This window comes from Desulfosporosinus metallidurans, from assembly GCF_001936615.1.
GTDB lineage: Bacteria > Bacillota > Desulfitobacteriia > Desulfitobacteriales > Desulfitobacteriaceae > Desulfosporosinus > Desulfosporosinus metallidurans.
Genome location: NZ_MLBF01000023.1, coordinates 20590 through 46385, shown reverse-complemented (window position 1 = coordinate 46385; position 25796 = coordinate 20590). Strand labels below are relative to the sequence as shown.

The window sequence follows — 25796 nt, the reverse complement described above, 5'->3', positions numbered from 1 at the left end:
AAGCTTTGGTCGAACTCATTTTTCCGAGAGTTCAATTTTTTAAGGACACTAACTTTTTCGAACGATTTCTTTATATTTGAGGATGGAAAGTTTGGCAACCTCATAAAACCAAAGCCCTAACCGTTTGAGATATGACCACCATCCTTGGCGGAATATCCAGAGTATCCAGCCAATAATTAAAGCTAGAAAAACAGCGATGGCTAAAACTAAAGTTGTATATTCCTTATAAATAGAGCTAGCAAACATCTGCCCTGCGGCTAAATATCTATCGACGATCTGATTCGGTGGGGATGGTAATTGTACAATCTCAAGGTAATTTTCCCAATTAGTAATATGAACACGAATGTAATGATAATAGCTTCCCTCCGTAAGAAGTTCGGCACCTGCTCCTCCAGTAATGATATATCTTACGTTATTTTTAACAAAACTGAAAAAGCTGTGGATGTGAGATAAGAAAACAGTATCTACCTTATATTTAGTCATAAGATTTTCAAATCTCGCAGCTTCTTGTTTATCATGGAAGGCATGGTCGATATTGCTGGTACCACTAAGCTTATTCATTTCATTTTGCAATAAGCTGTTCTTTTGTGATTGAGCTAATTCAGGATATGTATTGGGGGTCAGATTAGCTCTGGGGTCAGTAGGAGGAATATGGGAAACAACAAAGATGCGTTTCCCTTGAGCTTTTTGTAGGTCAGCTTCCAGCCACTTATACTCTTCTTCAGGAATAGCTGTCTTCTCTGTCCAACCTCTTGAACTGTCCAGGAAGATAAAATGATTGTTTAAATAGTCGAAAGAATAGTAGGGAGGCCCGAAAAGCTCCGTATATATCTTACGGCCATTTTCCCGGATGTCATGATTTCCCAAAGTGGTGTAAAGCGGAACTTGAAGCTTGGAAACGGTCTCATAAAAAAGCCTATATCTGTTCGGTTCTCCTCCGTACACGAGATCACCGTTGTCAACGACAAAGGCAGGGTTAATTCCGTTAACTTGGCTAATGATTTGAGCAAACGTGCCATAACCGTTTCTATTATCTCCCAACATCACGACTTCCGGATTCTCGCTGGGTTTTAAAGTGAATTGAATAGCCTTAATTTGGTTTGCCTTTAAGTCAACCGTAAATGAAATCGTGTGCGGGTCAATAACCTTAAGATTAGCGATTCCGTCACTGGTAGTGATTTTGGATGGACTTATGTTTTCCAACCTTAGCCTATATGATTTCTCAGTCGTGCTTTTGAGGGTTATTACCGGCGTTGGAGAAAGAGAATGAAGCAGTAAACTCTCTTGATTACTGTTTTCTGCTATTTTTCCTTTTGCAAATCCGCCTTGAATGCTTACAGTATTTCCGTTCAAGTCATAGGAGGAAATCGAAGTGTAAGGGTCAAAAGATAACGGCAGGGGCACAAAACCTTGTTGGATCTTGAAATTCTTGTAGCTATGTAAGATAAAGGCGCTTGTAACCAGCAATCCTACAACAAGCAAAATTAGAACCAACCCTTTTTTCCGCATCTACCTCAACCTTTCGATCCATCGTTGAACTGGCTGTTTCTTAAATGGATACCTAAAATATTATACCTCATTTACCTAGTATAACCAATGTAGGAAAAATTACCTATTATACTCAGCGAACAATGAATAATCCGACGACAATTCCGACAACTATTCCACCCAGAACTTCAATCGGAGAATGCCCAATGACCTCTTTGAGGCGTGTCGGCTTAATAAAAATTTCCGTGCTTAATTTTCTATTTAGAGTCTCAATAGTTGCCGTTAATTCATTAAGGACTATCGCATGTTGCCCTGCTTGCCTACGTACACCTGCCGCATCATAAATCACAATCATACTAACCGATGTTGTAATAGCAAAATAGGGATTATTCCAACCGTATTTAAGCAGCGTTGCTGTGGTTAAGCCAATCATAAGGGCTGTATGGGAGCTAGGCATTCCTCCCGGTTTTAAGGCAGCCCGCCAATTCCACGAACGATGAACCCAGTAGTATACCGGGATTTTCAGGATTTGAGCGGCTATTGTAGAAAGCAAAGCTGATAATAGAAGTGGGTTATGCAAGCACAAATTACCTCCTGCGATTAGGTATTCTTTATTTAGAACCTGTCTTTTTATCTTTAAATATAAACAATAGACCTATAACAGCTAATAACCCCATCCCGGCTCCAAAATAAAACGGGGCTTGGGCACCAAATTTGTCCCAAAGGATTCCGGCAATAAAGGAAGCTGGAAGGAGAGCAACTCCAACTAAAGCTGCATGCATACCGATTACCGTACCTCTTAAGGCCGAGGGTGCAATATCGGACAGGAGGGCTTTTTCCACGCCATCTGTGAAGGCGGAATATAGACCGTAAACAATAAATAACAGCCATAAGCTTGAAGTGTGTGTAACCCGAGCGAATCCGAAATAGACGGCAGCGTAAATAAAATAACCCGTCACCAAAACACGTTTCCTACCAATCAAATCCGATAATTTTCCGGCAGGTAAAGATACCAAAGCATAGCTAATATTGAAGGCCAAATAAAGGAGTAAAACATTAGGAGTTGAAAGGCCCAATTTGCTTGCTCTTAAGAGCAGGAATTGGTTAGACGAATTACCAAGTGCAAAAATAAAAGCCAATACTAAAAACTGCTTTAACTTTGTGTCCAGTTTTGACCAGGCAAAAGAAAATTCTTTCTTTACAGATTTATCCCTACTTGGCCTTTTAACAAAGAGAAGGGCTATTATTCCCAATAGGGCCGGTATCGTCGAAAACCAGAAAATACGCTTAAAATCGGTAATGTTTCCTCTAATTAGTATATAAGCTATAATTACCCCGATAACCGCTCCCATAGTATCCATGGCCCGGTGCAGACCAAAAGCATGACCACGGGTGCTTTTTTGCGTTGAGTCGGCAATAAGAGCATCACGAGGGGCGGTGCGTATTCCTTTGCCGAAACGGTCGATAATCCGGGAAAACAATACCCCTCCCCAAGACCCGGCCAAAACGAGGATTAACTTACCTAACAAGGAACCACTATAACCTGTGATTGTGAGTTCCTTTTTCTTTTGCGTTTTATCGGCTAAGTATCCGGAAAAAACTTTAAGTAAGCTGGCTAAACTTTCAGCTATCCCTTCAATGATGCCAATAATAGCCGGACTTGCTCCTAACGCAGTAGAGAGGAATATTGGGAGTAAGGGATAAACCATTTCACTGCTTATGTCTGTTAACAAGCTGACAATGCCAAAAAGCATTACGTTAAACATAAAACGCACACTCCTCAATATCCAACCGACTGAGTACTCAACACCTGTTTATTACTTTGCGTATTTTTTGATGACTAACTTTGAAGTCTCCTTTGAGTATTTCCCATAATGGAATAGCCGCAGCCCTAGGTTTGTCAAAGGCTTAAATAAGGGGTTAATCAGCCATACAATTTTAGCACTGACGAAACCTATGATAACACTTGCAAGTACATCAGTTGGCCAATGCACTCCTGTATAAACACGGGCAAATGCTACGAGAACAGCTAAAATTGTAAAGCTCCATCTGACCCAAAATGAAGCTTTCTTCCAGGACCCTGCAGCAAAACCAAAGCTTCCTGAGGTGTGGTCACTGGGAAATGACGTATCAAACGAATGGGGAATGAGCTGGGTAAATGTCCCTTTCGGAAGAGTCACAAAGGGTCGTGGACGGAAGAAGAACTGCCCGATAATAGCGTTAAAGACTAATGCCAGTACACCCGAAAATCCGGCCACAACCATTGCATGACGCTTATCGGAATCGGATTTGGGTAAGGTAAACCAAGCCAATAAAAACAACACCGCATATAACTCTAGAGCATATTGGGCAAAGAATGCCATTAGTTTGTCGAGCACGGGATGATGCCCAGCCCATTGATTGATGAAATGGTACCCAAAAAGATCAAATGAATTCATTCTGTCCTTTCCTCCTGTCCTTTTTCAAAAAGTAACAAAAACTGTTTCTCCCAAAAACAATACTCAATTATTAGGACGAGAGAATGTTGGTAAAAGTTCGACCGTTTAAAAAATATTAACAAACGGGAAATATTTTATAAACCCATGAACTTTTACTCCAAGTACGTCGTCTTTATGTTTAGAGAGTTTAATATGGAAGCACCTTAAGGAGGAAATATTGATGGATTTCATTAAAACGCTAGTTGATCTTTTTCTTCACCTAGATAAGAATTTAGAATTGGTAATTCAAGGTTATGGCATGTGGACATATCTAATTCTCTTTATCCTTGTTTTTCTCGAAACAGGATTGGTCGTTACTCCATTTCTACCGGGGGACTCACTCCTTTTTGTTGCCGGTGCATTCTCCGCCAGCGGTTCGTTAAATGTAGTCTTGCTCTTTATTACGCTTGGCATCGCTGCTATCCTAGGAGATACAGCCAACTATCAAATTGGTCATTTTGTCGGTCCCAAAGTATTTACCAAAAGTAATACTCGCCTTTTTAAAAAGGAACATTTAGAGCGAACTCAACTGTTTTATGAAAAACATGGGGGCAAAACGATAATTATCGCGAGGTTTATTCCGGTAATCCGTACGTTTGCTCCTTTTGTAGCCGGAATAGGGGAGATGACTTACCTGCGCTTCCTGTCGTATAACCTCATTGGAGGAATCGCTTGGGTGACGATCTTGCTCTTTGGTGGTTATCTGTTTGGTAACCTGCCGATAGTCAGAAACAATTTCACCACAGTAATCCTGGCTATAATTTTCATCTCGATTTTACCTGGAATTCTTAATTTCCTAAAAGCAAAACAACATTTGATATTAAAGCGTTATTAATATGGTAAAGGTATAGAAGATGGACGATATACAAGGTCTGTTGCTTCGTGTTGTTTTTGAATACCGGTATTTTGCGCTTCTTCTGCTGCTTTCTTTGGGAATGATTGGGCTACCTGTGCCGGATGAATTTGTGATGGCATTTAGCGGTTTCCAAGTTAGCCTTGGGCGCATGGGTTTCAGCAAAACACTACTTATAGCAGCTCTCGGCAGTTTTATTGGTACGAATCTAAGCTATTGGATCGGTAGACGGGTAGGAAAGCCTTTATTAGACCGCATTGCCCCATATCTGCACCTTACAGAAAACAAACTATCCGGGGTAGAGGCTTGGTTCAGGCGGTTTGGCAGTAAAATGGTTGTCGTAGGATACTTTTTTCCGGGTTTGCGCCATTTAATAGCTTACTTTGGGGGAATAAGTAAGATAAACTACATGCGGTATGCAACATTCTCCGGAGTGGGTGCCATCCTCTGGACCGCTACCTTTATTACGATGGGAATGTTTTTGGGTATATACTGGGAGAGTACCGTAACGAAGATCAGGCATCTGCTTATTCCTGGGGGCATATTTTTGGGTGCAGTTCTCATTCTTGTTTATATTCATAACGTGAAAAACCGATCTTCCTTGAAAAAATAATTACAAGTTGATACCTGGAAAAGCATTACAAGATTTTTAAGGAAAGGAGGGGGGCAAATGCTGTGATGGAGATAGATCTTAGACTTATTGAGCAAGCTCAGGCGGGGGACCAAAAGGCTTTTACACAACTCGTCTTGAATTATAGTGGTTACGTTTACCGTACGGCATTTGCCTTTCTTCACAATGAGTCAGAGGCAGAAGACGCTTCTCAGGAAATCTTCTTAAAAGTTTATCGATCAATCCATCGACTTAATGATATCCATGCGTTTCCGGCTTGGTTGAAAAAAGTCATTACTACGGTCTGCTTGGACCGGATGAAAGGTAAACAACTAGATCTCGTTCCTGACAGTAACATTGAATCTGTTTCGACCACTACACCTGACCATTGGGATCGCCAGATTGAACTCCGGGAAGCTCTCGGTAAGCTTAGCCAGGAGGAACGGGAAATAGTTGTTCTTTATGATTGGCAAGGTTATAGCTACCAGGAAATTGCCACACTCTTAGAAATTCCGCTGGGAACGGTCAAATCACGGCTCCATACCGCTAGAATGCATTTAAGAACAATACTTTCAGATTAGGCCAAGGAGGAGGGACCATTATGGAGTGCCTGCAATGTATGGAACGGCTATCAGAATATCTTGACGGGGAACTGGATGCTAACAAATACCGAGATATAGAAGTGCATTTACAGTGTTGTCCTGATTGCCGTAAGGTTATGGACGACTTAGCGGCTCTAAGCAAAGAAATTAACCTGAGTATCGCCAGCATCCCAATTCCTACTAATTTAACGGTACGGATTTTTTCCGCTATTGAGAAGGAGCAGCATAATACTGCTAAAGACATATGGCTGACAAGCATTCTCTTGGCAGTTTTCGCCAGCCCAGTTTTACTCATTTTCTCGCGCACTTTCTCCAGTGTGTTCCACTTAGTTTATGCCACAGGGTCTGCTTTCTGGCGCTCACTCATGACCCTTGTTACGCTTTTTTCTCCTTGGGTTACGGTGACAATGGGAATTATATCCTTATTTCTGATGGTCATGGGCCTTTATATTATTAAAACGCTATTGACCAAATTTGAAGTTAACGAGGTGGTCCTATGAAGCCACAGGTGAAACTTAGTATACTTTTAGTCATAGCCTTGCTTCTTCTTTCCCCCGGTCAAGCGCTAGCCGATGAATTATCAGCTCAATTTGGCGGGAACCCCTTGGTGGTCCCGGTTGGACATTCAGTGGAATCCGTCTTTGCCCTGAGTACGGATGCCCATATTGCAGGATCGGTCAGAGAGGTCGTTTTAGTGATCAATGGTGATGTTTATCTTGAGCCGACGGCTCAGACTGATCTGGTGATTGATTTAGGCGGGCAGGTTTTTAACCCCGCAAATGTAACCGTGAAAACCGGCGTTTTCCGCTTAAGTTTGACCCCGCAGTTTGTTAATCAATTATTTATTGGGTTAGCTATGATTTTAGGTCTATGGCTGGCCAGATTAATTATCAGTGTTTTCGGTATCGTATTACTTACCGGTTTAGGTTTTGTTCTGCGTAAACGTTTGCAACAAGGAGAAAATCTGCTATCGACCTCTTTTTTACGCCTGTTTGCAATCGGTCTAGCAGCATCGTTGATGATAACTGGTTTAATGATTCTGCTTTCTTTGACAGTAGTTGGTATTCCCTTGGCTATTTTGATTTTCATTGTAGGAATAGCAGCCATTTTCTTAGGAATCCTACCAGTTATGGAGTACATCGGAAAAGAAACCCTATCTCCACGTTTACTGGAATATCCGGCCTTAAGCAAATGGTTTATCTTAGCCCTACTTTTGGTTTCGGTTTCTAATCTTCCTCTTATCGGCGTAATTGTTCTTCTTGGTGTAGCTTTCACAGGTTTAGGAGTAGCCTTAACCACTTTCTGGATGTATCTCAAAGAGCGTAAGCGTCGAACGCCAAACATTAAATAACATCCGACCGAAAGGAGATTCTATGACCACAGCACATCTTATTGCCTATGTCACCCAATATGGATATTTGGGCTTATATGTAATTTTGGGAATATCCATTTTAGGACTGCCCATTCCCGATGAGACTTTAATGGTATTCATCGGTTACATGACTTTCGAAGGAAAACTTAACCCTTTTTTAGCTGTCTTAGCAGCAGCAAGTGGAAGCATAAGCGGGATTACCATTGCCTATTTATTGGGAAGATTTTTCGAGCAAAAGGTATTGACCCATCTGGAAAAACATGCGGGAAGCGCTCGTCTGGGGAAAGTAATTAATTGGTATCAACGGCATGGCGGGAAATTATTAACGATTGGATACTTCATCCCAGGAGTCCGCCACTTATCGGGTTACATTGCCGGAATGAGCCGTTTAAGGTACAGAAGTTTCGCCTTCTTTGCTTATCTCGGAGCAATTATATGGGTTACTCTATGGGTTATTCTAGGACGGTTATTAGGGAGCCGTTGGGAAGCTATTCTCCCAATCATTCACCGGTATGCCTTGATTTTGGGAGTAACGGCAGCAGTACTGCTTCTGGCTATCTATCTATTCTATAAAAATCATGAACGATTGGGGCCTTGGCTGTATAGTCAATTGCAGCGATTGCCAGAACGCTACATGTCCCTGGGCAAGCGGCGTCTTTTCGTGACTGTTGCCGGGTTGCTCTTTTTGACACTGTTTATTGTCTTAATGGGCTTAATCCAAGATTTTGTGGCCCAGGAAGTTGGCCAATTTGACGGCCTTGTGGTTGATTGGTTAGCAGGTTCTACACCTCTTTTCCTTGTTTTGCTAATGCAAAAGATTAATGCCATAGGGACTCAACTGTTTATTCTGGTTGTTTTTGTAATCGCTGTGGTGATACTCCGGCTCTCGACAAAACACTGGACACATGTACTTCCTCTGGCCCTTGCTTGGGTTGGTGGTACTCTCATCGATTACCTGTTTCGTTTCATTTTTAAAGGCTATAGCTTAAGTATTTTTGAAAATCTCACACCATTTCAGGCCCCAAGCCAGGGATTTCTCCTCGCGGCTCTAGCCTTTTACGCTGTGCTTGGTTATCTTTTGGGGCGACACAGAACTTGGATTACTCAACTTCTAATTGTCATTGCCGACTTTTTCCTCTTGCTTTTCTTAGCTTTAAGCCCGGTTTATCTGCGAATTCATCCCCCGAGCACCATGGTTATGAGCTTGACAGTGAGTGGACTTTTGGCTTTAATGTGTCTTTTTGTATACGAATTTGGTCAATATTCCAATGAATAATCTCAATCGTTTATACTGACGTGCTTTTAAGTGGAACAAACTATTATCTGAAAATGCATAATTACTGTATTAGAATGGAGACAATTATCGGAGGAAAAGTTATGGGGATTTTTTAACACTACGGGGAGGGCAGCAGATGAATGTTCTCGTGACCTTAAATTCTAACTACTTAAAACAGTTGGCAGTTATGCTTACATCCTTAATACAGTCGAACCCAGGGATACACTTCATCGTTTATATCGCCCATACCTCAATGACCGGTCGGGATTTTGAGTTTATTAACCAACACGTAGATACCTTAAACTGTACAATTGCGGAAATTAAAATACCAAATGATTTGCTCAGTGATGCGCCGATTACCAGGCGATATCCCAAAGAAATGTACTACCGTATCTTCGCTGCCCAGTTTCTACCTAAGAAACTGGATCGCATTCTATATCTCGATCCCGACGTAGTGGCAATCAATTCTCTTAATGAACTTTATAACATTGATTTTCAGGAAAATCTTTTTGCCGCTGCGACTGATGTTTATGAACCTCTCGAAAGGCTCAATAGGGTTCGTCTCAAAATGCCAAAGAACAGCACATATGTGAACTCAGGTGTCATGATGCTGAATTTGTCCCTGCTGCGGGAGCAGCAAAATATTGACGAGGTCTTTGATTATATTCAAGAGTATAAGAATCGTTTGATTTTCCCAGACCAAGATGTTATTAATGGTCTGTACGGTGGCCGAACAATTATCGTTGATCCTAAGGTCTACAATCTTAGTGAACGTTATTTTATTATCCATAACCTCCACCCTAAAAACAGGGAATGTAAAATAGATTTAGATTGGATTCGTCGAAACACAGTGATTATTCACTATTGCGGAAAGAATAAGCCATGGAAGGATAACTATAAGGGTGAACTGGGTGCCTTCTATCAAAGTTTTCAACAGTATTTATAAGTTAACCCTCGGGTAAACATTTAGCCCGAGGGTTTTTCGCTCTATACGGCTAGCCGTCAATTTGTCAAGAGTTTTCAAAACCGACATTTTAACAGTCTCGCTGTGTTTTCTGTCGAGACACTTTACGACATTGTGCAGGGTCCGGGCACGTTGGCGTTACTTCATTGTAAATTTATTTTTTGGGTAATATGTTTGCCTGGAACCGGCATGTGGAGCCGTAGGTTATTATTCTAATGAGGCTCTAAAACTCACGCCTACCAGATGTGATATAATAAATACAATTATTTGGGAAGATGGTGAGAAAAAATGGAGGGCTGTTGTGCTATTCAAATTGAACCAATAAAATTTGACTTTGGGTATAGTTGCCCGGAGTGCGGCGATAAGGGCAGACCGATGAAAATAATTACTTTAAAAAGCCTGTTAGTGCCAAGTGCATTAGCCAAACTAGAACCTTCAGTTTCTTACAAAATGTGTACCAACAAAGCATGTTCCGTTGTTTATTTTAGCGAAAAACAGGATGTATTTGAAACGAAAGACATGAAAGTTGAAGTATACACAAAAAGTGATGACGAAGACTGCCCAGTTTGTTACTGTTTCGGATGGACTAAGAAAAGAGTGATACAAGAATTTGAGGAAACGGGCAGAACTACTGCCTTAGAGGAGATAATCGTACATACAAAGGCAGGTCGTTGTGGCTGTGAGGTAAATAACCCAGAGGGTTCTTGTTGCATCGGTAACATAAAACGCCTTTTAGAGTCAATTACTAAGGAGGGTTAATTCGTGTTTAACGCAATTATACTATTTATTCTCGCTGGTTTAGCCGAAATAGGGGGAGGTTACTTAATCTGGCTTTGGCTGAGGGAAGCAAAGCCATTTTGGTATGGGATTCTAGGAGGACTAATCCTCATTCTTTACGGCGTCATACCCACCTTGCAGAAATTCCCGAACTTTGGCAGAGTTTATGCAGCCTATGGAGGAGTTTTCGTTTTTCTTGCAGTCTTATGGGGCTGGGGAATTGATAAGAAAGTACCTGATACATACGATTGGATAGGAACTGCTATTTGTTTAGTTGGTGTGTCGATAATGTTGTGGGCACCACGCCATTGAAGACCATCCCCATCCACATTGATAGGTAACAATTCCTTGTTACCGTGAGTTATCCGTACTTTGGCTATATTATCCTAACAAAGCTTGAGTAACTATAAAAAGTATAGTCGAAAGTCCGATTACCACTAAAGCATAAGGTAAAGTGGTCTGAACGTGATCGATAATGCTCACTTCAGTAACAGAAGCTGTTAAAACCGGGGTCTCGCCAAGAGGGGAGACGTTGTCTCCTACAGAACCTCCGGCTAACACTGCACCTACAATGAGAGGAATATTTGCCCCGGAGCTTATGGCCAGTTGTAGACCAATCGGCATGATTAAAGACCATGTAGCCCACGAGGATCCAATGAAGTAAGAAGTAAAAGTGCCGACAAGAAATACAATCGCCGGGATGAAGAGTTTTGGGACTGTTGTTCCTACTGTACGTGAGATAAATTCAATAAATCCCAAATCTTGAGTAGCACTGGATAGAGACCAACTCAAAATGAGAATGACGATTGGAGGAAGGAGTTCTGTTCCACCGGCTAAAAAGAAACTTTCGATCTCAGACAGCGGAACTTTTTGCAGGACATATAAAAGAGTCGTCAAAAGAAGCGTTACCAAAGTTGCGATAAAAATAGATTTTTCAACTTGGGCGTTTATAAGCGCTTCGAGGAAGCTTCTTCCTTTGCCTTGTCCGGTGTACCAAAAAAGAAAAATAATCAGGCTGATTAAAAGGACTAAAGGGATGAAGAGATTGCTTGCTCTCGGGGGAAACTTCTGCTCAAATTCTGATTCTTCGTGGGCTTCATGACTATTATGAACTCCGTCCGCTAATTTTCCATCTCCTTTGAAGCGCCAGCGACCAAATCCAAGCCCAAGGAAGATTATTAAAAAACTGATGATAATCATGCCTATGGAAAAAAAGTTATATGGAATACTTTTAAGATAGAGTGTATAGGGTGAGCCAGATATTCCGGCCTTTTTTATGGCTGAGGCAATAACGCCAAGAATATAACCGACATAGGTGGTTGCTACGGGGATTAAAACAATGAGTTGAGAGGAAGTCACGTTAATTACTAAAGCAAGCTTTTCTTTGGACCCGTTAGCTTTTTCAATCAGAGGATTAGAGACGGTTCCTGTTGCGATGACGTGGAAACAACAGTCCAAAAAAGTAACAGGGGTAACAGCCCAGACGGAGAGGAGGGCACCTCTCTCATTTTTCACCCAACGACTTGCCAGAGAAGAAAAACCTTTAATCCCGCCTGCAACTTTAAAGATTTCAGTAAGTGCACCTAATAAAAAGAGAAACAAGATGATGTAAGCGTTTTCAGGGCTTGAAAATGCTGCTATGATGTAGTCGGATGTTTTGAATATACCTGAAAATAGGTTGCCCGTAACCAGGATTCCTCCGGCTATGAGCCCAAGTGAAAGAGAAGGGATGATCCGTTTAGTTAGGATAGCGGTTCCTAACGTTATTAAGGCAGGAATAATTGATAACCAATTTCCATTCATTTTAACCTCCATTTAGCCCCACCGGTGCGGCACAAACGTGATTGTGTTTGTGCGCCGGGGGGCTTTTATTTGCTGTTAGTTTTTTCTTTAGAAGATTTCCTATTTATGCATAGATATAGTGTCAGTTTGAATCGACATTTTATACGGTTTTCGTATCTTGGATGGAGAAAAAGTTCAAGCATTAACAAGCATTACATAAAAAAGAAATATTTAACCTTTATTCCTTTATGCAAATCTTAAAGTTGGAGAAGGAAAAAATGTTGTCAAGAATAATCTTATTTGATATACTACATATGAACAAATATTCATATATAAAATTGAGGTGGAACTTATGGAAGTAGAAAATCCTAAAGACATAGAGCAAAACCCAGTTTGCGAAGTGCAATGTGTTCACTCTGATCTAATCAGAACTTACGTCAATCAGATTATAACTTCTGCTCAAGCCAATCATCTCGCCGATCTCTTCAAAACCCTGGGGGATTCGACAAGAATCCGAATTATGGATGCCCTATCCAAAGCCGAGTTCTGCGTCTGTGACTTAGCGGAACTGTTAGATATGAGCCAATCGGCAATCTCTCATCAGCTTCGAGTTCTGCGGAATAGTAACTTAGTTAAGTACCGTCGCGAAGGCAAAATGGTTTATTATTCTTTAGATGACGACCATGTGTTAAGACTTTATAGCCAAGGATTAGAGCATATCAATGAAAAGTAATGATTAGAAGTTGGTCAAAGATAGAAATGTTTACAACAAATGTTTGGAGGAAAAAGAAAATGTCAGATATAAACCAAGCTGAAGAACGTGTAAAATATCGAATTGAAGGCGAGTTCTGTGTTAATTGCGCGGCTAAAATGGAAAGGACATTGAGTGCAACCGCTGGAATCGGGGAAACCGTGATTAATTATGCCGCGAAGACAGTCTTTCTTCCCCCTTCCGCTGAAGAACAGGCCCAAGAAATCATGGAAAAGATTGAGCCTGGGGTAAAGCTTGTTCGGGTGGAAGCAAAGAAACAGTTAGCAGGGTCTGATGGGCGGGTTAAATACTGCATCGAGGGCGAGTTCTGTGCAAATTGTTCTGCAAAGATGGAGAGGGCTTTGAGTGAAACGGATGGGATTGGACCCACCAGTATCAATTACGCCGCGAAAACCGTATTTTTGCCACCTGGTATGGTCCAAGAAGCCCAGCGTATTATGGAAAACATCGAACACGGAGTAAAACTGGTAGCCGTGGAAAACCAAAGAGACAAGAGCAGCAACCAGCAACCTGAGAAGTCTCTGCTTGGCGGAAAGCTAACGGGCATTATCATTGCCGGCATCCTTTTGGCTATTGGCTTGCTTTTCGGTTCTAAGTGGCATGGCACCTCATTAGAACCGATTGAGTACGTTGTTTACCTGTCGGCTTATGTGTTGGTCGGTTATGAAGTGCTGAGCACGGCTTTTAGAAATATTCTCAGAGGTTCGGTGTTTGATGAAAACTTCTTGATGGCTATTGCAACAATTGGCGCTATCACGATTCACCAGTTATCCGAAGCCGTTGGCGTTATGTTGTTTTATTCTGTCGGTGAATATATTCAGGCGCGGGCAATTGACCGTTCCCGCCGTTCCATTCAAGATTTAATGGATATCAGGCCGGATTATGCGAACCTGATTAACCAGTTGGATGTGGTCAAGGTCGATCCGGAAGATGTGGAAATTGGCCAACATATCATGGTGCGCCCTGGTGAAAAAGTTCCGCTGGACGGAGAAATTCTGAACGGCAGTTCATTCCTTGATACTTCCGCCTTGACTGGAGAATCGGTACCCCGGCGAGTTAATACCGGAGATACGGTTTTGGCGGGTACAATCAATCAATCTGGTGTCCTTACTGTCCGTGTTACCCGTAAGTTTGCCGAATCCTCTGTACAAAAGATATTAGACCTGGTCGAAAACGCCGGTACCCGTAAAGCGAACACCGAAAAATTTATTACGACATTTGCCAGATACTATACTCCTTTGGTCGTAATCGTGGCGTTAGCGATTGCTTTCTTACCTCCGTTATTTTTTGGCGGGGCATTAAAAGTATGGCTGTACCGTGCCTTAACCATTTTGGTAATATCCTGCCCTTGTGCCCTGGTAGTTTCTATTCCTTTAGGATATTTCGGGGGTATTGGCGGCGCTTCCAAGCATGGGATTTTGGTTAAAGGAGCGAACTTCCTAGAAGCGTTGACCAAAGTACGCACCGTAGTTTTTGACAAGACAGGCACCTTGACACAAGGGGTATTTCAGGTCGTGAAAATTAATCCGGCGCATGGTTTTACTGAGAACGAACTTTTGGAGATTGCTGCAACCGCAGAGATTCACTCCAGCCACCCTATCGCCAAGTCGATTCGGGATAAATTCGGCAAGGACATCGATTCTGGAGTAATTGAGGGTTATCAAGAAATAAGCGGCAAAGGGATACAAGTGCGCCTGCGTGGGCAAGAAGTTCTGGTTGGCAAGGCCGTGTTACTCGAACAGGCAGGGGTAGATGTTCTAACCGAGGCTGATAATAGAGCTGGTACGACGGTTCACCTCGCTGTCAACGGCAGGTACGCGGGATATTTACTGATATCAGATAAACCGAAAGCCGGTGCCCAAGCGACAGTTCAAGCTCTAAACAAGTCCGGGGTAAGAACAGTAATGTTAACTGGTGACCATCAGTCCGTAGCTAAAGCCGTTTCTGAGGAATTAGGTGTTGCGGAGTATCACGCTGACTTGTTGCCAGAAGATAAAGTAACTTGGTTGGAGAAACTTATTGAGGAATCAAAGGGACAAGGTGAAGGCAAGGTAGTCTTTGTAGGCGACGGTATAAACGATGCGCCGGTATTGACACAGGCCGATATCGGGGTAGCTATGGGAGGTTTAGGTTCGGATGCCGCGATTGAAGCTGCCGATGTCGTACTCATGGAGGATCAACCTGAAAAACTGTTAAGCGCTATAAGCATTGCCCGCTACACAAAAGCGATTATTTGGCAAAATATCGTTATTGCTATGGTTATTAAGTTTGGATTTATAATCCTGGGGGCTTTCGGTGTGGCAAATATGTGGGAGGCAGTTTTTGCCGATGTAGGTGTGGCTTTACTGGCTATCCTCAATGCAACCAGGGTCAGAACCTATTTGGCACCTCAAACGGGCAATGTTAGTGAGAAAAAAATAATCAATGTTTTGAGTGGAAGTTCAGCTAAGTAAGCGGCTCAAAGGCGACCAAACAAGGAGCGGTCAGCAACCTTTACTAGGGAAGGGGGGTATTTTCACGGTGACGTGTCTTCATTTTTAGGCAACTCATATGTACTTTTGGACGCAGTGGATAACCATAATATATGAGCTGAAATTTGTAAGGCGAAAGTCAAAAAATGCAAGAATTAGCGAGAAAATCTTAATTTATTGAGGGAGGAAATAAATTGGGCTTTGATCATTTGTTGGAGGGACTTTTCCGCCGTCAGGGTGGACATCACGGTGGACATCACGGTGGACATCACGGTGGTCATCACGACTCACACCATAAAAGAGAGGATCGGTACAACCACTATTCTAATGATAGCTTGAACGTTGGTGAAGAAGGTTATAATACATTAGCCAAATATTGCCCGAACTGTGGTAGTCCGGGCAAGCCCGAAGCGCTTTTCTGTATCCAGTGTGGAACGGCAATGGGAAGGGAAAGGCGCTGTGTCAAGTGCCAAAGCGCTGTACCGGTCGGAGCAAAGTTTTGCTCCAATTGTGGTATTCAGCAAGAGTAAAGTTATTTGTAGTAATACAAAAGTAACTTGTCGATAAAGAAAATAATTGACAAAGGTGTTTACTGAAAAAATCACCTTTGTCTTTTTTCTGAAATAACTAGCTTGCATGTCTTACCGGTATTGTCTGATTTTCTTATGTAACAAAAATGTTAGAATCCTCATGCAGCCACAACTTTAGCTTAGGGGTATAATAGGTGTTAGAAAACAGTCAAGAATAATTGCATTTTAGTCTAGGAGTTGAGAATTTGTGAGAAAACTAAAAAATGTGCTTGTTATCTGCGGCCTTGCCGTATTTGCGGTTGTTGGTATTTCCATTGTAAGGGCTATTGCCGCACCGGCCCCATGGGAACAATCTTGGCCAGCCAACACAGCACAGGATCAGGCTTTGACATCGAAAAAATCCCCGGCTGCTCTCGTATCTTCGACACCAGCACCATCAAACTCTCCTGGTTCTGAACCCGCCTCGACTTCACCTGCTTCAGTTTCTCCATCTACTCCGTCTCAGTCAATCACTCCAGTTAAGCCAGATGTTTCTTCAACTGCTCCTCCTGCTACAACTAATCAGGCTGCCTCTATTCAGTCGGTTTCTCCTAAAGTGGTAACACCAACACCGGGTACGGCTACCCCAGGGAACCCGAGCGGTCCGGGTTATTGGTGCAGACCGATGGGTCCAGACTTTCGCCCGTCCTATAGTTGGTATCCTGCAAATGGTATGAGCGGCGGGAACAGTGGGTCTGGAACTTACTGGCACGATTAATCTGAGCGGAGTTGTTTTTAACCAGACCTGGACGAGTGGGGGAACTCATATGCGGAATAACGTGTTGATCGCGGACGATGACGAACGAATTCGGGAAATTGTGAGGCTCTATTTGGAGGCAGACGGTTTTGTAGTATCTGAAGCCGCTGATGGAAAACAGGTACTCGATTTGGTTCGTAACCATTCCATTGACTTAATTCTTTTAGATTTATTGATGCCGGAAATTGACGGGTGGACCGTCTGTAAGATAATTAGGAAGGAAACACAGATCCCCATCATTATGTTAACTGCTAAAGGTGAGGAAAACGATCGGGTATTGGGCTTTGACTTAGGGGCGGATGATTACGTTGTGAAGCCGTTTAGTGCCCGTGAGTTGGCAGCCCGGGTTAAAGCTGTTCTACGGCGGCTTGATGTTGAACAATCCTCTGAACATACGATTACTTATCAGGGACTAAGGATTGACCGAATCAGGAGAGAAGTAGAAGTAAACGGTACAAGTGTACAACTAACAACCAAGGAGTTTGAACTGTTGCTCTGTCTGGTGCAAGACCCTGGTCGCATCTACAGCAGGGATCAACTGCTAAATCTTGTATGGGAGTACGATTACTGCGGTGATTCCCGTACAGTGGATACTCATGTTAACCGGCTGCGGTCTAAGCTGGACGAACAAGCTGGTTCCAGTGATTTTATTCAAACAGTTAGAGGGGTGGGGTACAAATTCGAGTTAAATGGTCGCTCCGTAAAAGTCTAATCACGAAACTGTGGTTGGCGATGGTTTTTTTGGTTTTAGGGGTATTTTTGGTATCCGTAGCCATTCAGGCCCGCCAAATTCGTTTAGATATTTATGACCAGCAAGCCCGTTTTTTTATCTATGAGGCGGAAGAGGTCGTAACGATCTTTAATAGTCGCCAATCAACTGACGATACATCATTTAAAGACAGATTGGCTGTTCTTAGTAATTTTCTCAATGCCGACATTTTGGTTATTGATGCCAACGGCAACAAATTATACGAAGGAAATACCTGTGAGATTCAATCTACATTGTTCGATCAATCCGATTTTCAGAAAAAAGTATTAGGCGGCAGCAACGTAGTCTTTGCGGGAAAGGTCAACGGTTTTAATCAGGATGTTTTTCTGGCTGCAGTCCCGATGGTCAAAGATGGCAAAACTACGGGAGCTGTGGTGATTTGTAGTCCGCTCACCTCAATCAGTCAACATATCAACAGCATGCTATTAATTACTCTCAGCGGTGCATTGCTCGGTATTGCCTTGGCCACGGTAATCAGTGTATTTATTTCGCGGAAATTAGTACGGCCACTAGTAAAAATGGAGGAAAACGTCCAGCATATCGCTGCCGGTGAATTTGGACGTGAAATACATGTTGAGTCAGAGGATGAAGTAGGACGCTTAGCAAGCAGTTTCAACAGCATGTCTAAACAATTGGGCCAGAAAATCCAAGCTATCGGACAGCTAAGCAAGCAGCGACAGGAATTACTGTCCGACGTTTCGCACGAACTCCGTACTCCACTAACAGTTATCAAGGGATATTCCGAAGCGATTCTGGATGGGCTAGTCCACTCTGAGGAGCAACAGAAATTATACTTACAAAATATATCAGATGAATCAGCCCGTTTGAAGCGTTTAGTAGACGATTGGCTAGAGCTGCAAACTATGGATACGGACAAAGCCTTTGTCAACATGGAATACGTTGTCTTGAACAAATTAGTTAGTGTCTCGGTGGAACGACTTAAACCACTCGCTGCTGACAAAGGAATAAATATCGATATTCTTGTACCCGAAAATACAATTACGGTGTGGGGGCATATCGACCGCTTGAAACAAGTCCTCACAAACCTGCTCGATAATGCCTTAAATCATTCCGGTGGTAAGGTTATTGTTGAATTGGGGGTCAAGGATGCTCAAGCCTATATAGCCATTAAAGATGATGGACCCGGAATTCCTCCGGAAGAGTTGGATAATATCTGGGAGCGTTTTTATAAAGTGGACAAGTCCAGATCCCGGCGTGGGACCGGAACTGGGTTGGGGCTGTCAATTGTCAAGCAGATTGTGGAGAAGCATGGCGGGAAGGTTTCGGCTGACAGCCGATTGGGGTTGGGGTCAATTTTTACAGTTTACCTACCGCTGGCTGAATGAGTGCCATATATAAAAGTGCTATTATCGGTGCTCTCAATGTTACAAAAATGTTAAAATCCCGTCACCAATCTGTAAAATTCTTCATGTAAACTGTAGCTAACAAATATAAAGGGGGCACTTCTTATGAAAAGGAAAAAATTCATTCTAATTCTTGCGTCTGTCTTTATCCTAGCTATGGTTGCAGTTCCTACATATGCTGCAGTAACAGATCAGCAGAAAACAGAAATTGATGCTTTGAACAAGCAGATCGCAGAGTTGCAGAAACAGATCGTTGATAAATACGCTGAGGCTGGAGAAATTACTAAGGCTCAAGCGGATTCAACTAAGGCTAACATCGACCTCTCAGAGCAGTATAGGCAACAATATGCCCAGCAGTTTGGTTCTGCAGCGCCTGCTCAAGGTTATGGCCCAGGTTTAGGATATGGACCGGGCTACTACGGAGGCTGGGGAGCAAATGCTGGTGGTTATTACGGTGGTTGCTGGTAAAGAATATATATCTCGTTGGAAAAAACGGCTCATTAGAGCCGTTTTTGTGTGTCAGGCAGTTTTATCTGCAAAGGTTAATGTCCTCGTGCCGTAACAACACGGAAGCATTAGCCAAGGAGACAAGGCTTATTCGTGAGGAGGGTTTCTGAGGGGTTTGAAGGAAGAAAAAACAAAGAGAATAGGCTATAAAAAGTAGATATGTCAGCAAACTTAAATGAAGCAATTAAGCTTCTCATGATAACAGTTTACTGAATTAAGCATTAGCGAATGATTGGTTAAACTACTGATTGATAGACGGTGATAAATTTACAGGATAAGCTGCGAGTGATACTAAAAACAATCTTGTAGAAACTGAATTCTTTTGATATACTACATATGAACAGATATTCATATATCGAATTGAGGCCGCAATAGATAAGAGAAATACAAAAGATGTTTGGAGGGAAAGAAATGGTAGATAAAAATTTTAATCGATCTGAGGAACGTGTGAAATTCAGAATCGAAGGCGAATTCTGTGCGAATTGTTCGGCAAAGATGGAAAGAGCATTGAGTTCAACCGAAGGAATTGGGGAGACGAGCATCAATTATGCGATGAAAACGGTTTTCTTACCTCCTTCAATGGTTAACCAGGCCCAAACTATCATTGAGAAAATCGAACCGGGAGTTAAACTTGTCGAAGCGAATGAGAAAAAGTCTGCTAGTTCCTCAGACAAACTTCAATACCGTATTGAAGGGGAGTTTTGCGCAAACTGCTCTGCGAAAATGGAGCGGGCGCTCAGTGCTACGGAAGGAATCGGAGAAACAGCGATTAACTATGCGACGAAAACCGTTTACTTGCCTCCTTCGATGATGAGTCAGGCGCAAGAGATCATGGAGAGGATTGAGCCAGGGGTTAAACTCGTTCCGATTGAAAGAAGTAAATCGAAGAGTCCTGTTGAGAACGAAGAAAAGGAAGCAAAAGAAACGCGTCAAAAATTAACAACAATTTTGATTGCAGGTATTCTCTTTGCTATAGGATTGATATTCGGATCAAAATGGCACAATACTTCGTTCGAAATTCTTGAGTATCTTGTATATTTAGCGGCCTATTTATTGGTCGGACGTGAAGTTTTAGAGAAAGCATTCCGAAATATTATTCGTGGATCAATTTTCGATGAAAACTTCTTAATGGCCCTAGCTACGATTGGAGCCATTGCCATTCACGAGCTTCCTGAAGCTGTAGGTGTCATGCTCTTCTATTCCGTAGGAGAGTATTTCGAAGATCGTGCCGTGAATCGTTCACGCCGTTCGATTCAAGCGGTGCTGAATATTCGTCCAGACTACGCTAACCTAGTGAATCAATTAGATGTAAAAAAAGTTGACCCTGAAGAGGTTCATATCGGGCAACAGATTTTAATTCGACCTGGAGAAAAGGTTCCGTTGGATGGTGAAATTGTTCATGGAACCTCATTCGTAGATACTTCGGCTTTAACGGGTGAATCCGTACCTCGAAAAGTCGAAGTTGGAGATACAGTTCTCGCGGGTATGATAAACAATTCGGGTGTTCTTACTGTTAGAGTCACCCGGGAGTTCGCAGACTCCTCGGTTCAGAAAATCCTTGACCTTGTGGAGAACGCTAGTACACGTAAGGCAAAGACGGAGAAGTTCATTACGACGTTTGCTCGGTACTACACGCCGGCCATTGTTGTTGTTGCCTTAGGGATTGCACTGATTCCGCCGTTCTTTATGGGAGGCGATTTTAGGGAGTGGCTCTATCGTGCCATGACGATCCTGGTTATCTCTTGTCCTTGTGCACTGGTGATATCTGTACCTCTCGGTTATTTTGGGGGAATCGGTGGCGCATCGCGTCACGGGATTTTAGTGAAGGGAGCTAATTATTTAGAAGCTTTAACTGATGTTCGTACTGTGATATTTGATAAGACAGGTACACTCACTCAAGGGGTGTTTGAAGTCAATAAGATTGAAGCGATGAATGAATACACAGAAGAGCAACTTCTCGAAATAGCTGCCACCGTTGAAGCCCACTCCAGTCATCCCATTGCAAAATCGATTCGGGATCGATGGGGTAAAGAGATTGACACGGCTTCTATCGCAAGTTATGAAGAAATCAGTGGAAAAGGAATCCGTGCCGTATTGAATGGAAAAGCAGTTTTCGCAGGGAAGAAAGACCTCTTGCTTCAGAATTCAATTTCGGTTCCGGAATTGAAAATGAATGAAGTGGGTACTCAAGTTTATATCGCGGTCGATGGCAAATATACAGGTAATCTCCTTATTTCGGATCGGGCAAAAGAGGGAGCCAAAGAAGCAGTTGCCAACTTAAATCAAGTAGGAATTACCACAGTGATGCTGACAGGTGACCATAGTACCGTTGCGAAGGCTGTATCTGAGCAGTTAGGAATTAAAGAGTATCATGCCGATTTACTTCCGGAAGATAAGGTCACTTGGCTTGAAAAATATTTGCAGAAAGAAAATGGAAAAGGTAAGGTTGTCTTTGTTGGAGATGGAATTAACGATGCACCGGTATTAACCCGAGCCGATATTGGAGTCGCTATGGGAGGCTTAGGATCAGATGCGGCGATTGAAGCAGCAGACGTTGTTCTCATGGAAGATCAACCGAGTAAACTGGTTAGTGCAATCGATATTGCCCGTTTCACGAAGAAAATTATTTGGCAGAATATCGGTTTTGCATTAGTGATTAAACTGGGATTCATCGTGTTAGGGATGTTTGGTGTAGCCAATATGTGGGAAGCTGTGTTTGCAGATGTTGGAGTAGCCTTGCTCGCTATATTAAACGCAACACGCGTAAGGCGCTATTCTAACCCGGAAAAGGGAGAAGCTCATACTAACACTCAGATGAAAGAAATAACAGCACGTTAAAAACTAATTTTAGGCCATGTTTGTGTCGGATTTTTTCTTGGTCTGTAATCCGCTTGTAAGAATAGAGATTTACTGTTATATTACTAATCAGCAGGTATTAGCATTATGAGGTGAATCGTACTATGATGCCTAATAAGCATAATAATGATAGTGAAAACCTAATCTGTGATATTGTCTGTGTTCATCCGGATGTGGTTCGCACGTATTCTGATCAAATCTTAAGTCTAGATCGAGCAACTGAACTTGCCGATTTATTTAAGACGCTTGGAGATCCTACACGTATACGAATAATGGACGCACTCGCTAAGTCGGAATTCTGTGTTTGTGATTTAGCTGAGCTTCTAGACTTAAGTCAGTCTGCTACCTCTCATCAACTGAGAGTTCTTCGTAATAGTAATCTTGTGAAATACCGGCGGGATGGGAAAATGGTGTATTATTCCCTCCAGGATAATCACGTGCAAGAGCTTTACCGCCAGGGGCTAGAGCATATCGACGAATGAGTATCAATAACTCTAAAATAGTCACCCCGTATCACGATTGAGTGGTACGGGGTTTTTAACAAATTTGTTAAATTCATGTTAGATTATTGTAATAAAAAAAACCTATAATTAACATATTCCATTAGAGGGACTATACAAAGAGAGGGAAATATGTTTTTGATAAGATGGCATAAGTAATGTCCAATAGACGAGGGGTCGAAGTTTTATGAGAAGTTGTGTATTATGCAAGGGGCGTCAAATCGGAAAGATTGGGCGTGATCGATATTACTGCTCAGAGTGCTACCATGAGTGGACAGATGGAGAAAGGGGAGTACAAATATTCACGATTTTCCCAGATGGAGCAGTAAAGAGAGTTATGGGAAAATGTATAGGAAAAGAGAACTGGGTTAGTCGGAGGGGAGCCGGATGAAAAGTAAAATCATTGTCATCTTAGTCGTAGTCATGGCCTTTTTGAGTGGGATGTTCATCCCTAAGGCCATAGCGATGCTACGCCCCTCGGTTTGGACTCAAAGTCTACCCGCTGCCCAGCCCAGTGAACCCGTCACTAAAAATAATTCTCAACCATCCTCCAATGTGGAAAATGGAGCTGGGGGAGGGGGGATGTGGTATAGTCCAATGAAACCGAATTACAATCCTCAATTTGATTGGTATACTCTCCCTAAGGATCAATGTGAGAATGACAGAAACGATGATTGGTGTTGGTAGAAGCTAGTTAAATGGTATAATCTCGGATTTGATGATAAATACTGTGCCTAAAGCCGCTTTTTTAATGCATTAACCTTCAGGAACGTTTCGTAATTAACCACGTGACGTTGCAACTTGAAGCAGAAGATTGAAGAGGTTTGAACCCAATATTTAGTTAACACTCGATTATTTTTCTGAGGAGGAAGTGGTTGGATATGAGAATTTTGGTGGCAGATGATGATGAACGGATACGAGAGATTGTTCGCCTATACCTTGAAGCCGAGGGTTATGAAATTGAAGAGTCTGAAAATGGAAATCGTGCTTTAGAGAAGGTTCGCAATGGCGCATTCGACCTTGTTATCTTAGATTTGATGATGCCGGGTTTAGATGGGTGGACCGTATGCAAAATCTTGAGGAAAGAGACTCAAATTCCAATTATCATGTTAACTGCTAAAGGAGAAGAAAATGATCGGGTACTCGGGTTTGATTTAGGAGCCGATGACTATGTAGTAAAACCGTTCAGTCCAAGGGAACTCAGTGCACGAGTAAAAGCAGTTCTACGAAGACTAGAAGGAGAACAGACGAAAGAACATCTTATTACATACCCTGGTTTTACGATCAATCAGATCACCCGCGAGGTGATCGTGGAGGGAACAGAGGCGAAACTGACAACGAAAGAGTTTGATTTACTCTTAGTTTTAGCCAAGAATCCAAATCGGATATTTACCCGGGACCAGTTACTTAACACGGTCTGGGAGTACGACTATTGCGGAGATTCGAGGACAGTCGATACACATATCAACCGTTTACGCTCGAAATTTGAAAGTCAAGTGGGTTTCAGTGATTTTATTCAAACCGTTAGAGGAGTGGGGTACAGATTCGAATTCAATGGTCATTAAAAAAAAGCCTTATCCTTAAACTTTGGCTGACGATTGTTGGTTTAGTTTTGGGTGTCTTTTTATTTTCAATTCTAATTCAAGCTCAACAGATTAGGACCTTAATTTATAATCAGCAGGCCAAGTTTTATATCTATGAGGCTGAAGAAGTTGTTACAATATACAATACTTATAAAGCGGATGAGAGTACGCTTATCAATGAAAGGTTTCAGATTCTTGGAAAATTCTTAAATGCGGATATCGCCATAGTGAATCTTGACGGAGGGCAGTTATTGGGTCAGCCAATAAGCGTACCCCTAAAACGGATTCTTCTGGAGCCAGCTTTTAAAGGAAAAATCCTAAGCGGAAATAATGTGGTTTACTCCGGAAAGCTTCCGGGAGTAACGGATGAAACCTTTCTCGTTGGCGTTCCATTAAAAGGCCAAAACCAAGTTATAGGAACAGTAATTATCAGTAGCCCGTTATCATCGATTAGGCAACATGTTCAAAGCTTATTATGGATTGCATTCATTGGAGCACTGATTGGAATTATATTAGCAACCATACTCAGTATGTTCATTTCCAGAAAGCTCATTCGGCCTCTCATTAAAATGGAGGATACAGCGAAACATATCGCGGAAGGGGATTTTGGCCGACAAATTGAAGTCACCTCGGAAGATGAGGTCGGACGTCTAGCACATTCCTTTAACGTCATGTCCGCCGAACTTAAGGAAAAAATTGAAGAGATTGAGCGTTATGACCGCTTGCGTCAGGAACTCCTATCGGATGTTTCTCATGAATTGCGTACTCCATTAACCGTGATCCAAGGGTTTTCAGAGGCAGTTTTAGACGGATTAGTGAAGTCTAAAGAACAAGAGCAGCACTACTTAAAACTGATCATCGATGAAACGGAAAGGCTTAGACGCCTCGTTGATGATTTGCTCGATCTCAAAGGATTAGAAGCTGTCGAAACCTTTGATGAGATGGATTATGTTGTTTTGAATAAGCTCGTTCAGATTTCAATCGAGCGATTAAAGCAATTGGCTGAATCGAGAGAGATTCAATTAGAGGTTATTATACCGGAGCAACAGGTTACGATTTGGGGCAATAGTGATCGACTGAAACAAGTTCTTACGAATTTAGTGGATAATGCGATAAAGCACTCTGAATCCGGCGGGAAGGTGAGAATTCAACTTGGGCTAGAAAAAGACGGGGCCTTCATCGCGGTAAAGGACTCGGGTCCGGGGATCCCTCACGAAGAGCTCGAAAATATCTGGGAAAGATTTTACAAAGTCGACAAGTCCAGATCTAGGCGAGGAACCGGGACCGGCTTAGGACTTTCGATTGTGAAGAAGATAATTGAAATGCATCATGGGAAGGTTGTAGCAGAAAGTGAATTAGGAAAGGGGGCAATGTTTAGCGTCTATTTACCGTTAGCGGAATAGCTGGTTTAGGTGGAAATAGCTAATTCAAAGTAAAGGAGAAGGTC

At 42.3% G+C, this 25796-nt stretch carries 26 protein-coding genes; 21 read left to right on the top strand and 5 right to left on the bottom strand.

Features of this window, described 5'->3' with window-relative positions; translation table 11 throughout:
* Positions 1-48 precede the first annotated feature (48 nt).
* From DSOL_RS14455 to DSOL_RS14440, 4 genes are all read right to left on the bottom strand, one after another.
* A complete protein-coding gene (locus DSOL_RS14455) occupies positions 49-1509 on the bottom strand; it encodes a metallophosphoesterase (RefSeq protein ID WP_075365536.1) in 1461 nt (486 codons plus the stop codon).
* 112 nt (positions 1510-1621) lie between these two features.
* A complete protein-coding gene (locus DSOL_RS14450) occupies positions 1622-2068 on the bottom strand; it encodes a divergent PAP2 family protein (protein WP_170871514.1) in 447 nt (148 codons plus the stop codon).
* A 31-nt stretch (positions 2069-2099) separates the two neighbouring features.
* Positions 2100-3254: an MFS transporter gene (locus DSOL_RS14445; RefSeq protein ID WP_075365534.1), complete on the bottom strand. Its 1155-nt coding sequence runs from the start codon at positions 3252-3254 to the stop codon at positions 2100-2102.
* A gap of 51 nt (positions 3255-3305) precedes the next feature.
* Positions 3306-3926, bottom strand: a complete 621-nt coding sequence (locus tag DSOL_RS14440; RefSeq protein WP_075365533.1) for a phosphatase PAP2 family protein — start codon at positions 3924-3926, stop codon at positions 3306-3308.
* Between the two features lie 220 nt (positions 3927-4146).
* Between DSOL_RS14440 and DSOL_RS14435 the strand changes: the two genes are divergently transcribed.
* The 9 genes from DSOL_RS14435 (at position 4147) to DSOL_RS14395 (ending at position 10731) form a co-directional block, all read left to right on the top strand.
* Positions 4147-4800: a DedA family protein gene (locus DSOL_RS14435; RefSeq protein WP_075365532.1), complete on the top strand. Its 654-nt coding sequence runs from the start codon at positions 4147-4149 to the stop codon at positions 4798-4800.
* Between the two features lie 19 nt (positions 4801-4819).
* Positions 4820-5431, top strand: coding sequence for a DedA family protein (locus DSOL_RS14430; protein ID WP_083642605.1), 612 nt, complete (start codon positions 4820-4822; stop codon positions 5429-5431).
* 65 nt (positions 5432-5496) lie between these two features.
* Positions 5497-6009 (top strand): RNA polymerase sigma factor, encoded by a 513-nt coding sequence (locus tag DSOL_RS14425; RefSeq protein ID WP_235838837.1) that lies wholly within the window; start codon positions 5497-5499, stop codon positions 6007-6009.
* 20 nt (positions 6010-6029) lie between these two features.
* The gene (locus tag DSOL_RS14420; protein WP_075365530.1) at positions 6030-6530 is read left to right on the top strand and encodes an anti-sigma factor family protein; all 501 of its coding nucleotides are present in this window, start codon (positions 6030-6032) and stop codon (positions 6528-6530) included.
* Positions 6527-7381 (top strand): hypothetical protein, encoded by an 855-nt coding sequence (locus DSOL_RS14415; protein WP_075365529.1) that lies wholly within the window; start codon positions 6527-6529, stop codon positions 7379-7381. The genes DSOL_RS14420 and DSOL_RS14415 overlap by 4 nt, the downstream gene beginning before the upstream one ends.
* Positions 7382-7403: 22 nt before the next feature.
* Entirely contained in the window at positions 7404-8678 is a 1275-nt protein-coding gene (locus DSOL_RS14410) for a DedA family protein (protein WP_075365528.1), read from the top strand.
* 136 nt (positions 8679-8814) lie between these two features.
* The gene (locus DSOL_RS14405) at positions 8815-9624 is read left to right on the top strand and encodes a glycosyltransferase family 8 protein (RefSeq protein ID WP_075365527.1); all 810 of its coding nucleotides are present in this window, start codon (positions 8815-8817) and stop codon (positions 9622-9624) included.
* Positions 9625-9930: 306 nt separating this feature from the next.
* On the top strand, positions 9931-10401 hold the full coding sequence (locus DSOL_RS14400) for a putative iron-sulfur cluster-binding metallochaperone (RefSeq protein ID WP_075365526.1): 471 nt from the start codon (positions 9931-9933) through the stop codon (positions 10399-10401).
* A gap of 3 nt (positions 10402-10404) precedes the next feature.
* Positions 10405-10731, top strand: a complete 327-nt coding sequence (locus DSOL_RS14395; RefSeq protein ID WP_075365525.1) for a YnfA family protein — start codon at positions 10405-10407, stop codon at positions 10729-10731.
* Positions 10732-10800: 69 nt separating this feature from the next.
* Here DSOL_RS14395 and DSOL_RS14390 read toward each other — a convergent pair whose 3' ends face one another.
* Positions 10801-12222, bottom strand: a complete 1422-nt coding sequence (locus DSOL_RS14390) for a Na+/H+ antiporter NhaC family protein (RefSeq protein WP_075365524.1) — start codon at positions 12220-12222, stop codon at positions 10801-10803.
* A 331-nt stretch (positions 12223-12553) separates the two neighbouring features.
* Here DSOL_RS14390 and DSOL_RS14385 point away from each other — a divergent pair, with 331 nt between their 5' ends.
* From DSOL_RS14385 to DSOL_RS14325, 12 genes are all read left to right on the top strand, one after another.
* Positions 12554-12934: an ArsR/SmtB family transcription factor gene (locus DSOL_RS14385; RefSeq protein ID WP_075365523.1), complete on the top strand. Its 381-nt coding sequence runs from the start codon at positions 12554-12556 to the stop codon at positions 12932-12934.
* A 59-nt stretch (positions 12935-12993) separates the two neighbouring features.
* Complete coding sequence (locus DSOL_RS14380) at positions 12994-15426, top strand: heavy metal translocating P-type ATPase (protein WP_075365522.1); 2433 nt, start codon at positions 12994-12996, stop codon at positions 15424-15426.
* 212 nt (positions 15427-15638) lie between these two features.
* A complete protein-coding gene (locus tag DSOL_RS14375; protein WP_075365521.1) occupies positions 15639-15974 on the top strand; it encodes a zinc ribbon domain-containing protein in 336 nt (111 codons plus the stop codon).
* Positions 15975-16221: 247 nt separating this feature from the next.
* A complete protein-coding gene (locus DSOL_RS14370; protein ID WP_075365520.1) occupies positions 16222-16731 on the top strand; it encodes a RodZ family helix-turn-helix domain-containing protein in 510 nt (169 codons plus the stop codon).
* A 49-nt stretch (positions 16732-16780) separates the two neighbouring features.
* Complete coding sequence (locus tag DSOL_RS14365) at positions 16781-17482, top strand: response regulator transcription factor (RefSeq protein ID WP_075365519.1); 702 nt, start codon at positions 16781-16783, stop codon at positions 17480-17482.
* A gap of 20 nt (positions 17483-17502) precedes the next feature.
* Positions 17503-18885 carry a sensor histidine kinase gene (locus tag DSOL_RS14360; RefSeq protein ID WP_170871513.1) on the top strand — a complete coding sequence of 461 codons (1383 nt, stop codon included), beginning with the start codon at positions 17503-17505 and terminating at the stop codon, positions 18883-18885.
* Positions 18886-19008: 123 nt separating this feature from the next.
* Entirely contained in the window at positions 19009-19371 is a 363-nt protein-coding gene (locus DSOL_RS14355) for a YckD family protein (protein ID WP_235838833.1), read from the top strand.
* Positions 19372-19821: 450 nt separating this feature from the next.
* Positions 19822-22248: a heavy metal translocating P-type ATPase gene (locus DSOL_RS14350; protein ID WP_075365517.1), complete on the top strand. Its 2427-nt coding sequence runs from the start codon at positions 19822-19824 to the stop codon at positions 22246-22248.
* 122 nt (positions 22249-22370) lie between these two features.
* Entirely contained in the window at positions 22371-22748 is a 378-nt protein-coding gene (locus DSOL_RS14345) for an ArsR/SmtB family transcription factor (protein ID WP_075365516.1), read from the top strand.
* Between the two features lie 405 nt (positions 22749-23153).
* Positions 23154-23453, top strand: coding sequence for a hypothetical protein (locus DSOL_RS14335; RefSeq protein ID WP_075365514.1), 300 nt, complete (start codon positions 23154-23156; stop codon positions 23451-23453).
* Between the two features lie 194 nt (positions 23454-23647).
* Complete coding sequence (locus DSOL_RS14330; RefSeq protein ID WP_075365552.1) at positions 23648-24331, top strand: response regulator transcription factor; 684 nt, start codon at positions 23648-23650, stop codon at positions 24329-24331.
* A gap of 47 nt (positions 24332-24378) precedes the next feature.
* On the top strand, positions 24379-25752 hold the full coding sequence (locus DSOL_RS14325) for a sensor histidine kinase (protein WP_486598768.1): 1374 nt from the start codon (positions 24379-24381) through the stop codon (positions 25750-25752).
* The last annotated feature ends 44 nt before the right edge of the window (positions 25753-25796 follow it).

Excerpts from the sequence above, each read along its gene's own strand:
- DSOL_RS14455 (WP_075365536.1), bottom strand. The coding sequence starts at position 1,509 with ATGCGGAAAAAAGGGTTGGTTCTAATTTTGCTTGTTGTAGGATTGCTG.
- DSOL_RS14445 (WP_075365534.1), bottom strand. The coding sequence starts at position 3,254 with ATGTTTAACGTAATGCTTTTTGGCATTGTCAGCTTGTTAACAGACATA.
- DSOL_RS14440 (WP_075365533.1), bottom strand. The coding sequence starts at position 3,926 with ATGAATTCATTTGATCTTTTTGGGTACCATTTCATCAATCAATGGGCT.
- DSOL_RS14435 (WP_075365532.1), top strand. The coding sequence starts at position 4,147 with ATGGATTTCATTAAAACGCTAGTTGATCTTTTTCTTCACCTAGATAAG.
- DSOL_RS14430 (WP_083642605.1), top strand. The coding sequence starts at position 4,820 with ATGGACGATATACAAGGTCTGTTGCTTCGTGTTGTTTTTGAATACCGG.
- DSOL_RS14425 (WP_235838837.1), top strand. The coding sequence starts at position 5,497 with ATGGAGATAGATCTTAGACTTATTGAGCAAGCTCAGGCGGGGGACCAA.
- DSOL_RS14420 (WP_075365530.1), top strand. The coding sequence starts at position 6,030 with ATGGAGTGCCTGCAATGTATGGAACGGCTATCAGAATATCTTGACGGG.
- DSOL_RS14415 (WP_075365529.1), top strand. The coding sequence starts at position 6,527 with ATGAAGCCACAGGTGAAACTTAGTATACTTTTAGTCATAGCCTTGCTT.
- DSOL_RS14410 (WP_075365528.1), top strand. The coding sequence starts at position 7,404 with ATGACCACAGCACATCTTATTGCCTATGTCACCCAATATGGATATTTG.
- DSOL_RS14405 (WP_075365527.1), top strand. The coding sequence starts at position 8,815 with ATGAATGTTCTCGTGACCTTAAATTCTAACTACTTAAAACAGTTGGCA.
- DSOL_RS14400 (WP_075365526.1), top strand. The coding sequence starts at position 9,931 with ATGGAGGGCTGTTGTGCTATTCAAATTGAACCAATAAAATTTGACTTT.
- DSOL_RS14390 (WP_075365524.1), bottom strand. The coding sequence starts at position 12,222 with ATGAATGGAAATTGGTTATCAATTATTCCTGCCTTAATAACGTTAGGA.
- DSOL_RS14385 (WP_075365523.1), top strand. The coding sequence starts at position 12,554 with ATGGAAGTAGAAAATCCTAAAGACATAGAGCAAAACCCAGTTTGCGAA.
- DSOL_RS14380 (WP_075365522.1), top strand. The coding sequence starts at position 12,994 with ATGTCAGATATAAACCAAGCTGAAGAACGTGTAAAATATCGAATTGAA.
- DSOL_RS14365 (WP_075365519.1), top strand. The coding sequence starts at position 16,781 with ATGCGGAATAACGTGTTGATCGCGGACGATGACGAACGAATTCGGGAA.
- DSOL_RS14360 (WP_170871513.1), top strand. The coding sequence starts at position 17,503 with ATGGTTTTTTTGGTTTTAGGGGTATTTTTGGTATCCGTAGCCATTCAG.
- DSOL_RS14355 (WP_235838833.1), top strand. The coding sequence starts at position 19,009 with ATGAAAAGGAAAAAATTCATTCTAATTCTTGCGTCTGTCTTTATCCTA.
- DSOL_RS14350 (WP_075365517.1), top strand. The coding sequence starts at position 19,822 with ATGGTAGATAAAAATTTTAATCGATCTGAGGAACGTGTGAAATTCAGA.
- DSOL_RS14345 (WP_075365516.1), top strand. The coding sequence starts at position 22,371 with ATGATGCCTAATAAGCATAATAATGATAGTGAAAACCTAATCTGTGAT.
- DSOL_RS14335 (WP_075365514.1), top strand. The coding sequence starts at position 23,154 with ATGAAAAGTAAAATCATTGTCATCTTAGTCGTAGTCATGGCCTTTTTG.
- DSOL_RS14330 (WP_075365552.1), top strand. The coding sequence starts at position 23,648 with ATGAGAATTTTGGTGGCAGATGATGATGAACGGATACGAGAGATTGTT.